This is a genomic window from Streptomyces sp. NPDC097981, from assembly GCF_040302565.1.
Classification (GTDB): domain Bacteria; phylum Actinomycetota; class Actinomycetes; order Streptomycetales; family Streptomycetaceae; genus Streptomyces.
This window is the reverse complement of sequence record NZ_JBEORW010000100.1, coordinates 1-9,544: the sequence shown is the minus strand read 5'-3', so window position 1 is coordinate 9,544 and position 9,544 is coordinate 1. Positions and strand designations below refer to the sequence as shown.

Below are 9,544 nucleotides of genomic sequence, written 5' to 3'. Positions count from 1 at the left end.
AAAACCCGCACCCGCTACGACGAAGCGACCGCCTGGTCCCACCACGCTTAACCCCATGCCGCTTGACACCGAACGACATGGGGTGTCTGACCCGCGCTGGACGTGAGAAGGGGCCCCGGCCGCGCCGTGCGCGGCCAGGGCCCCTTCCCGTTGCCCGGGGCGGGCGCGGGCCGCTTACAGCGTGCCCAGCTTGATGATCGACAGGAGTGCGATCAGCTGGATCGCGGACGCGCCCAGCGCCTTCTGCCACGGCAGGTCGTGCGACTTGCTGACGAGCGAGGTGAACAGCGCGCCGGCCGCCACCCACGTGGCCCAGCCCAGCACCTGCACGAACATGTTGTCCCCGCCCAGGAACACGGCGAAGAGCAGGCGCGGTGCGTCCGTGATGGACATGACCAGCATCGACAGGCCCACCGTCGGCTGCCACGCGCCGTCGCCGCCCAGCTGGCGGGCCAGGGTGTGCGTGACGCCGCCCAGGAGCAGGCCGCAGACGACGAACGCCACGCCCGCGCTGAGGACGATCGGGACGGCGTTGGCGAGGGTGGCCTTCATGACGTCCGCGCGGGCGTCGTCGAAGCCGAAGACCGCGAGCAGCCCGTACAGGAACGTCACGATCAGCGCCGGGCCCCAGACCGCGTAGTCGCGCATCTGGAGGAACGTCGGCCCGGGGCGCATCACGATGCCGCGGAGCAGCTCCTTCCACGGCAGCCGCGGGCCCGTCGGCGCGGCCGCCGCGGCGCCCGCGTGGTACGTCGCGCCCTGGCTGTACGGATCCTCGCCGAACGCGAAGACCTGGGTGTGTCCCGGGTTGTCGTTCGCGTACGAATGCGGGGGCTGCTGCGCCTGGGGAGGCTGCTGCTGCCCGTACGGGTCGAAGTACTCGGGCTCGCCATGGCCTCCGGCAGCGGGCTGCTGAGGCCACTGCTGCTGGGGAGGGTAGGCCTGCTGGCCGTACGGCGCCTGCGGCGGTTGCTGCTGCTGACCGTACGGCTGCTGCCGCGGGGGTTGTTGGGGAGCGCGGTCGTTGTCCCTGCCGCGTCCGATCCTGAATCCAGCCACGTGATCGAACGTACCTGGTCCCGCGGGCGGTGGTGGGCGGGCCGCCGGAATAAGGCACCCTTTGCGGCTGAGCTGTGACATCCCCTAGGGGATCCCCGGGGGGCTGTCCCCACCTCTCCGGATGGGGCGCGGATCGCCCCCGGGCCTCCGGCCCCGGGCTCTTGCCGTCCGGGTCTCCGGGCCAGGGCTCCTGCGGTCCGGCCCCGGCCTTCTGGCCTCCCGGCCCGGCCTCTTGCCCTCCGGGCCTTTGGGGCGCCGGGCCTCCCGGCTCCGGGTTCCGGCCTTCGGGCCCCGGAATGCCGGAACGGCCGGTCCCCCTGGCGGGGGACCGGCCGTTCCGGTGTCGCGTGGTACGGACTACTTGGTGCTGCCGCTCTCGGCCGACGCTTCCGGCGTAGCCTCGGCGTCCTCGCCGTCGGCCTTGGCCGGCTCCGCCGCGTCGGCGGCCTTCTCGGCCTCGGCCTCAGCGGCCGCTTCAGCGTCGGTCTCGGCCTGCGCCTCCGGCTTCGTCTCCGCGGCCTCGGCCTCCGGCTCCGTTGCGGCTGCAGCCTCTGCCTTCGCGTCCGCCTCGGCTCCGGCCTCGGCCGTGGCCTCCGGCTTCGCGTCCGTCGTGGCCTCGGGCTTCGTCTCCGCGGCGTCCTCGGCCTCGGCCGGAGCATCGGCCTCAGCGGCCGCTTCAGCGTCGGCCTCTGCCTCTGCCTCGGCCTTCGCGTCTGCCTCCGCCTCGGCTTCTGCCTTGGCCTTCGCGTCGGCCTCGGCCTTGGCCTTGGCCGCGGCTTCCGCCTCCGTCTTGGCCTTTGCGGCCGCCTCGGCTTCTGCCTTCGCCTTGGCCGCAGCCTCCGCCTTGGCCTTCGCCGCCGCTTCGGCCTCCGCCTTCGCCGCGGCTTCCGCGGCCTCGGCCGCCGCCTGCTCGGCCGCCAGTTCCTCCTCCGTCGGACCCGGCGCCTTCACCGATTCCAGGAGGAGCTGGGCCACGTCGACGACCTGGACGGACTCCTTGGCCTGGCCGTCGTTCTTCTTGCCGTTGACCGAGTCGGTCAGCATGACGAGGCAGAACGGGCAGGCGGTGGAGACGATGTCCGGGTTCAGGGACAGGGCTTCGTCGACGCGCTCGTTGTTGATGCGCTTGCCGATCCGCTCTTCCATCCACATCCGCGCGCCGCCGGCGCCGCAGCAGAAGCCGCGTTCCTTGTGGCGGTGCATCTCCTGCTGGCGCAAGCCCGGCACGGCCGACATGATCTCGCGCGGCGGCGTGTAGACCTTGTTGTGGCGGCCCAGGTAGCAGGGGTCGTGGTACGTGATGAGCCCGTCGACCGGCGTCACCGGCAGCAGCCGGCCCTCGTCGATGAGGTGCTGGAGCAGCTGCGTGTGGTGGATGACCTCGTACTCGCCGCCAAGCTGCGGGTACTCGTTCGCGATGGTGTTGAAGCAGTGCGGGCAGGTGGAGACGATCCGCTTCGCCGACTTCGGCTTCTTCGTCGACGGGTCGTCGTCGTCCTCGCCGAAGGCCATGTTCAGCATCGCCACGTTCTCCTGGGCGAGCTGCTGGAACAGCGGCTCGTTGCCCAGGCGGCGCGGGGAGTCACCGGTGCACTTCTCGTCGCCGCCCATGATCGCGAACTTGACGCCCGCGATGTTCAGCAGCTCCGCGAAGGCCTTGGTGGTCTTCTTGGCCCGGTCCTCCAGCGCGCCCGCGCAGCCGACCCAGTACAGGTAGTCGTACTCCGACAGGTCCTCGGCGTCCTTGCCGACGATCGGGACCTCGAAGTCGACCTCCTTGGTCCACTCCACGCGCTGCTTCTTCGCGAGACCCCAGGGGTTGCCCTTCTTCTCCAGGTTCTTGAGCATCGTGCCCGCCTCGGACGGGAACGCGGACTCGATCATCACCTGGTAGCGGCGCATGTCGACGATGTGGTCGATGTGCTCGATGTCGACCGGGCACTGCTCCACGCACGCGCCGCAGGTGGTGCAGGACCACAGCACGTCCGGGTCGATGACGCCGTTCTCCTCGGCGGTGCCGATGAGGGGGCGCTCGGCCTCGGCCAGGGCCGCCGCCGGGACGTCCTTGAGCTGCTCCGCAGTCGCCTTCTCGTTGCCCTCCATGTCCTTGCCGCCGCCGGCCAGCAGGTACGGGGCCTTGGCGTGCGCGTGGTCGCGCAGCGACATGATCAGCAGCTTCGGGGACAGCGGCTTGCCGGTGTTCCAGGCGGGGCACTGCGACTGGCAGCGGCCGCACTCGGTGCAGGTGGAGAAGTCGAGGATGCCCTTCCAGGAGAACTGCTCGACCTGGGAGACGCCGAAGACGTCGTCCTCGCCCGGCTCCTCGAAGTCGATCTCCTTGCCGCCGCTGGTCATAGGCTGCAGCGCGCCGAGCGCGGTCGCGCCGTCCGCGTTCCGCTTGAACCAGATGTTCGGGAAGCCGAGGAAGCGGTGCCAGGCGACACCCATGTTGGTGTTGAGCGAGACCACGATCATCCAGATCAGCGAGACGCCGATCTTGACCATCGCGGTGAAGTAGATGGCGTTCTGGAGGGTGCCGAGCGAGAGGTTCTTGAAGGCCAGCACCAGCGGGTACGAGGCGAAGTACGAGGCCTCGTACGAGTCCACGTGGTGGATGGCGCCCTCAAGGCCGCGCAGGGTGAGGATCGCGAGGCCGATGGTGAGGATGACGTACTCGACGAAGTACGCCTGCCAGGCCTTCGAGCCGGCGAAGCGCGACTTGCGGCCGGCCCGCGAGGGCAGCGACAGCAGGCGGATGGCGATCAGCACGGCGATGCCGAGGACCGTCATGACGCCGATGAACTCGATGTACAGCTCGAACGGCAGGAAGTCGCCGACGATGGGCAGGACCCAGTCGGCCTGGAAGAGCTGCCCGTACGCCTGCAGCAGCGTCGGAGGCAGCGTCAGGAAGCCGATCGCGACGAACCAGTGCGCGAAGCCGACGATGCCCCAGCGGTTCATCCGGCTGTGGCCGAGGAACTCCCGGACCAGGGTGAGCGTGCGTGCCTTCGGGTCGTCCGTACGGCTGCCTGCCGGTACGGGCTGTCCGAGCTTCACGAACCGGTAGATCTGCGCCACGGCTCGGGCGAGCAGCGCGACACCGACCACGGTCAGGACCAGCGACACGATGATCGCGGCGAGTTGCATGGGGAGGGCTCCTCGGCGGGGATTACTGGGCGGTAACTTATTGTGTCAAGGTTTGAGGTTACCCATTCCCGGCGCCGCAATGTAGCTGGGCAGGCGGTGATCTGTGTCGCTCAGGCATGCCTGTGTCGACGGGCCGCCCCAGGGGTTTGGGCCAGGATCGCGAGATCCATCCCCAGCCAGTGTCTCTCCACATAGTGCCGGTCCAGCAGGGCCATCTCCTCCCAGGGGAGCCCGGACCGCGCACTGACCTGCCACAAGCCGGTGATCCCGGGCCGTACGAGGAGCCGGTCGGCCCGGTCCGTACGCGCCTCCGGACGCGGCCCGACCAGCGACATCTCGCCGCGCAGCACGTTCAGCAGCTGCGGCATCCCGTCCAGGGCGCACCGCTCCACGGCCGCGCCGAGCCGGCCCGTCGCGTCCGTGCGCAGCCGCCAGGTCCGAAACGGCCGCCCGGCCAGTCCTGCGGCCGGTGCCCGTACGAAGACCTGCCCGCCCTGGGTCGCGTACAGCAGGGCGGCGACGACCAGCAGCGGCACGGCGAACAGCCCGAGCAGCGCCGTGGCCCCGAGGAGGTCGACCACCCGCTTCGCGGACGTGTCCGGCCGGCGGAGCAGGGGCGCGGATCGCCGTCGCGCGAGGCGCCGGACCGGGGGGAGCGTGGGCGGCGGCAGCGGCATGGGGGCACCCTGCATGCGCCTTCGGCGGTTTGCGCGGTGCCGCGCAGCGGAGGGGGTGAGCATCGCCCGCTCGGCCCCGCGCCGCGGGGGTCGGCGGGCTGCCGGCCGGTCGGCTTCGAGCGCTCCTGGAGCGGCTTCCGGGCTGTCGGCCCGCCCTGACGGGCGGGACGTTTTCGCAGGTGGAGCGCTTGGTCTTGCGCGCTCAGGGGCTGCGCGGGTCCGTCCGGGCACCGCGCGTGAGCGTAAGTCCGGGATAAAAGTTGAGTCGCCTACGCTCACCTCTGTTGACGCGCGCGCAGCCATGCGGCATGGTTGAGTCCGTTCCACTCAAGTCAGCTGGAGGAAATCAAAATGGCACGTGCGGTCGGCATCGACCTGGGCACCACTAACTCCGTCGTCAGCGTTCTCGAAGGCGGCGAGCCCACCGTCATCACCAACGCCGAGGGCGCCAGGACCACGCCGTCCGTCGTCGCCTTCGCCAAGAACGGCGAGGTCCTCGTCGGCGAGGTGGCCAAGCGCCAGGCGGTCACGAACGTGGACCGGACCATCCGCTCCGTCAAGCGCCACATGGGCACTGACTGGAAGATCAACCTGGATGGCAAGGACTTCAACCCGCAGCAGATGAGCGCCTTCATCCTGCAGAAGCTGAAGCGCGACGCCGAGGCCTACCTGGGTGAGAAGGTCACGGACGCGGTCATCACCGTCCCGGCCTACTTCAACGACTCGGAGCGTCAGGCGACGAAGGAGGCCGGCGAGATCGCGGGCCTGAACGTCCTGCGCATCGTCAACGAGCCGACGGCCGCCGCCCTGGCCTACGGCCTCGACAAGGACGACCAGACCATTCTCGTCTTCGACCTCGGTGGCGGCACCTTCGACGTGTCGCTCCTTGAGATCGGCGACGGCGTCGTCGAGGTCAAGGCCACCAACGGTGACAACCACCTCGGTGGTGACGACTGGGACCAGCGCGTCGTCGAGTACCTGGTGAAGCAGTTCCAGAACGGCCACGGCGTCGACCTGTCCAAGGACAAGATGGCGCTCCAGCGTCTGCGCGAGGCCGCCGAGAAGGCGAAGATCGAGCTGTCCTCCTCCACGGAGACCACGATCAACCTGCCCTACATCACGGCTTCCGCCGAGGGCCCGCTGCACCTGGACGAGAAGCTCACGCGCGCCCAGTTCCAGCAGCTGACCGCGGACCTGCTGGAGCGCTGCAAGACCCCGTTCCACAACGTCATCAAGGACGCGGGCATCAACCTGTCCGAGATCGACCACGTGGTCCTGGTCGGCGGCTCCACCCGCATGCCGGCCGTCGCCGAGCTCGTCAAGGAGCTGACCGGCGGTCAGGACGCCAACAAGGGCGTCAACCCGGACGAGGTCGTCGCCATCGGCGCCACCCTCCAGGCCGGTGTCCTCAAGGGTGAGGTCAAGGACGTCCTGCTCCTCGACGTGACCCCGCTGTCCCTCGGCATCGAGACCAAGGGCGGCATCATGACCAAGCTCATCGAGCGCAACACCACGATCCCGACCAAGCGGTCCGAGATCTTCACGACGGCCGAGGACAACCAGCCGTCCGTGCAGATCCAGGTCTACCAGGGTGAGCGCGAGATCGCGGCGTACAACAAGAAGCTCGGCATGTTCGAGCTGACCGGCCTGCCGCCGGCGCCGCGTGGCGTCCCGCAGATCGAGGTCTCCTTCGACATCGACGCGAACGGCATCATGCACGTCACGGCCAAGGACCTCGGCACGGGCAAGGAGCAGAAGATGACCGTCACCGGCGGCTCTTCGCTCGGCAAGGACGAGGTCGACCGCATGCGCCAGGAGGCGGAGCAGTACGCGGACGAGGACCTCCGCCGCAAGGAGGCGGCCGAGTCCCGCAACCAGGGCGAGCAGCTCGTCTACCAGACGGAGAAGTTCGTCAAGGACAACGAGGACAAGGTCCCGGCCGACGTCAAGACCGAGGTCGAGGCCGCCGTCACCGAGCTGAAGGACAAGCTCAAGGGCGAGGACACCGCCGAGATCCGCACCGCGACCGAGAAGCTCGCCGCGGTCAGCCAGAAGCTCGGCCAGGCCATCTACGCCGACGCGCAGGCCGGCCAGGCGGCCGCCGGCGCCCCCGGCGCCGAGCAGGCCAAGGCCGACGACGACGTCGTCGACGCCGAGATCGTCGACGACGAGAAGCCGAAGGGCGGCACTGCCTGATGTCGGAGGAGACCCCGGGTTTCGAGGAGAAGCCCGAAGTCCCCACCGGCGCCACGGCTGACGACGCCGCCGAGCCGAAGGCCGCAGCTTCCTCCAAGGAGGAGGCCGCGGCCCCGGCCGGGGACTCCGGAGCACCGTCCGCTCAGGAGACGGCTCTGCTGGCGCAGCTGGACCAGGCCCGTACGGCGCTCGGCGAGCGCACCGCGGACCTCCAGCGGCTCCAGGCGGAGTACCAGAACTACCGCCGCCGGGTGGAGCGGGACCGGATCGCCGTCAAGGAGATCGCGGTCGCGTCCCTCCTGACGGAGCTGCTCCCGACCCTGGACGACATCGGCCGGGCGCGGGACCATGGCGAGCTGGTCGGCGGCTTCAAGTCGGTGGCCGAATCGCTGGAGACCGCCGCGGCCAAGATGGGGCTGCAGCAGTTCGGCAAGGAGGGCGAGCCCTTCGACCCGACGATCCACGAGGCCCTGATGCACTCGTACGCGCCGGATGTCACCGAGACGACCTGCGTGGCGATCCTGCAGCCGGGGTACCGGATCGGCGAGCGTACGATCCGCCCCGCGCGGGTCGCGGTGGCCGAGCCCCAGCCGGGGGCGGCCCCCAAGTCCGAGTCCGCGGACGGCGACACGCCTTCGGACAAGGACGCGGATGCCCCCGACAAGGGCTGACGTCCGTCAGGCCGGGCACGTAGGAGTACGAGAGGAGGGACACCGGGGATGAGCACGAAGGACTTCGTCGAGAAGGACTACTACAAGGTCCTCGGTGTCCCGAAGGACGCCACCGAGGCCGAGATCAAGAAGGCGTACCGGAAGCTCGCGCGCGAGTTCCACCCGGACGCCAACAAGGGCGACGCCTCGGCCGAGGAGCGCTTCAAGGAGATCTCCGAGGCGAACGACATCCTCGGCGACGCCAAGAAGCGCAAGGAGTACGACGAGGCCCGCGCCCTGTTCGGCAACGGGGGCTTCCGCCCCGGTCCGGGCGGGGGCGGCTCGTTCAACTTCGACCTCGGCGACCTCTTCGGCGGCACCCAGCCGGGCGGCGCCGGCGGCGGTTTCGGCGGCGGCGGTCTGGGCGACGTCTTCGGCGGACTGTTCAACCGCGGCGGCGCGGGCCCCGGTACCCGTGTCCAGCCGCGCCGCGGCCAGGACATCGAGTCGGAGGTCACCCTCTCGTTCACGGAGGCGGTGGACGGGGCCACGGTCCCGCTGCGGATGTCCTCCCAGGCTCCCTGCAAGGCCTGTTCGGGCACCGGCGACAAGAACGGCACGCCGCGCGTGTGCCCGACCTGCGTCGGCACCGGCCAGGTCTCGCGGGGCAGCGGCGGCGGCTTCTCGCTGACCGACCCCTGCGCGGACTGCAAGGGCCGCGGCCTGATCGCGGAGACCCCCTGCGACGTCTGCAAGGGCAGCGGTCGCGCCAAGTCGTCGCGCACCATGCAGGTCCGGATCCCGGCGGGCGTCTCCGACGGCCAGCGGATCCGGCTGCGCGGCAAGGGCGCGCCGGGCGAGCGCGGCGGCCCCGCCGGCGACCTGTACGTGGTCGTCCACGTGGGCGACCACCCGGTGTTCGGCCGCAAGGGCGACAACCTGACCGTCACCGTCCCGGTGACGATCGCCGAGGCCGCCCTGGGCGCCGACATCAAGGTCCCGACCCTGAACGGCCCCTCGGTGACGCTGAAGCTCCCGCCGGGCACCCCCAGCGGCCGCACCATGCGGGCCCGCGGCAAGGGGGCGGTCCGCAAGGACGGCACCCGCGGGGACCTGCTGGTGACGGTGGAGGTCGCTGTTCCGGCCTCTCTGTCGGACAAGGCCCGTGAGGCGCTGGAGATGTACCGCGACGCGACGGAGTCGGAGGACCCGCGCGCCGTGCTGTTCGAGTCCGCGAAGGGAGCATGACATGGACGGCCGCCGACGACAGCCCCGTTTCGGTAGCGGGGCGTACGAGCTGACCGACGAGACCCCGGTCTACGTGATCTCGGTGGCCGCCCAGCTCTCGGGCCTGCACCCGCAGACCCTGCGCCAGTACGACCGGCTCGGCCTGGTCTCCCCGGACCGGACGGCCGGCCGCGGCCGGCGCTACTCGGCCCGCGACATCGAACTGCTCCGCACGGTGCAGGCGCTGTCCCAGGACGAGGGCATCAACCTGGCCGGGATCAAGCGGATCATCGAACTGGAGAACCAGGTCGCGGCGCTCCAGCAGCGCGTGGCCGAGCTCTCCGCGGCGGTGGACGGCGCGGCGGCCGTGCTCCAGCAGCGCGAGGCCCAGGTGCACGCCTCGTACCGGCGGGATCTGGTCAAGTACCAGCCGCCGGTGGCGGGCAACGCCCTGGTCGTCTGGCGCCCGGCGCCGAAGCGCCAGAGCGACTGACGCCGGCCGGCGCACGAACGCGTCGGCGCCGCCCGTGCCCACGTACCACGTTCGGTCCTCCGTCGTGTGCGCTCAGGACTTCCGGTGGCGCCCGG

6 protein-coding genes and 1 pseudogene are annotated in these 9,544 nt (G+C 70.5%); 4 read left to right on the top strand and 3 right to left on the bottom strand.

The features are described 5' to 3' along the window. Nucleotides 1–174 precede the first annotated feature (174 nt). The 3 genes and pseudogenes from ABTY04_RS39295 to ABTY04_RS39285 form a co-directional block, all read right to left on the bottom strand. On the bottom strand, nucleotides 175–1,140 hold the full coding sequence (locus tag ABTY04_RS39295; protein ID WP_502996819.1) for a Yip1 family protein: 966 nt from the start codon (nucleotides 1,138–1,140) through the stop codon (nucleotides 175–177). An 804-nt stretch (nucleotides 1,141–1,944) separates the two neighbouring features. Next, nucleotides 1,945–4,206 (bottom strand): annotated as a pseudogene (locus tag ABTY04_RS39290) ((Fe-S)-binding protein); the annotation flags it as partial. A 110-nt stretch (nucleotides 4,207–4,316) separates the two neighbouring features. Continuing rightward, nucleotides 4,317–4,883, bottom strand: coding sequence for a sugar transferase (locus tag ABTY04_RS39285; RefSeq protein WP_352218229.1), 567 nt, complete (start codon nucleotides 4,881–4,883; stop codon nucleotides 4,317–4,319). 351 nt (nucleotides 4,884–5,234) lie between these two features. Here ABTY04_RS39285 and dnaK point away from each other — a divergent pair, with 351 nt between their 5' ends. From dnaK to ABTY04_RS39265, 4 genes are read left to right on the top strand one after another with little or no spacing between them, the layout of a single operon-like run. Further along, entirely contained in the window at nucleotides 5,235–7,079 is a 1,845-nt protein-coding gene (gene dnaK / locus ABTY04_RS39280) for a molecular chaperone DnaK (protein WP_352218228.1), read from the top strand. After that, the gene (gene grpE / locus ABTY04_RS39275; protein WP_352218227.1) at nucleotides 7,079–7,750 is read left to right on the top strand and encodes a nucleotide exchange factor GrpE; all 672 of its coding nucleotides are present in this window, start codon (nucleotides 7,079–7,081) and stop codon (nucleotides 7,748–7,750) included. The genes dnaK and grpE overlap by 1 nt, the downstream gene beginning before the upstream one ends. 48 nt (nucleotides 7,751–7,798) lie before the next feature. Beyond that, nucleotides 7,799–8,977: a molecular chaperone DnaJ gene (dnaJ, locus tag ABTY04_RS39270; RefSeq protein ID WP_352218226.1), complete on the top strand. Its 1,179-nt coding sequence runs from the start codon at nucleotides 7,799–7,801 to the stop codon at nucleotides 8,975–8,977. Nucleotide 8,978: 1 nt separating this feature from the next. Continuing rightward, entirely contained in the window at nucleotides 8,979–9,449 is a 471-nt protein-coding gene (locus tag ABTY04_RS39265) for a heat shock protein transcriptional repressor HspR (RefSeq protein ID WP_352218225.1), read from the top strand. Nucleotides 9,450–9,544: the final 95 nt, after the last annotated feature.

What these genes read in the sequence shown, in the direction of transcription:
- grpE (WP_352218227.1), top strand. Translation starts at nt 7,079, where the DNA reads ATGTCGGAGGAGACCCCGGGTTTCGAGGAGAAGCCCGAAGTCCCCACC.
- ABTY04_RS39265 (WP_352218225.1), top strand. Translation starts at nt 8,979, where the DNA reads ATGGACGGCCGCCGACGACAGCCCCGTTTCGGTAGCGGGGCGTACGAG.
- dnaK (WP_352218228.1), top strand. Translation starts at nt 5,235, where the DNA reads ATGGCACGTGCGGTCGGCATCGACCTGGGCACCACTAACTCCGTCGTC.
- ABTY04_RS39285 (WP_352218229.1), bottom strand. Translation starts at nt 4,883, where the DNA reads ATGCCGCTGCCGCCGCCCACGCTCCCCCCGGTCCGGCGCCTCGCGCGA.
- dnaJ (WP_352218226.1), top strand. Translation starts at nt 7,799, where the DNA reads ATGAGCACGAAGGACTTCGTCGAGAAGGACTACTACAAGGTCCTCGGT.
- ABTY04_RS39295 (WP_502996819.1), bottom strand. Translation starts at nt 1,140, where the DNA reads ATGTCACAGCTCAGCCGCAAAGGGTGCCTTATTCCGGCGGCCCGCCCA.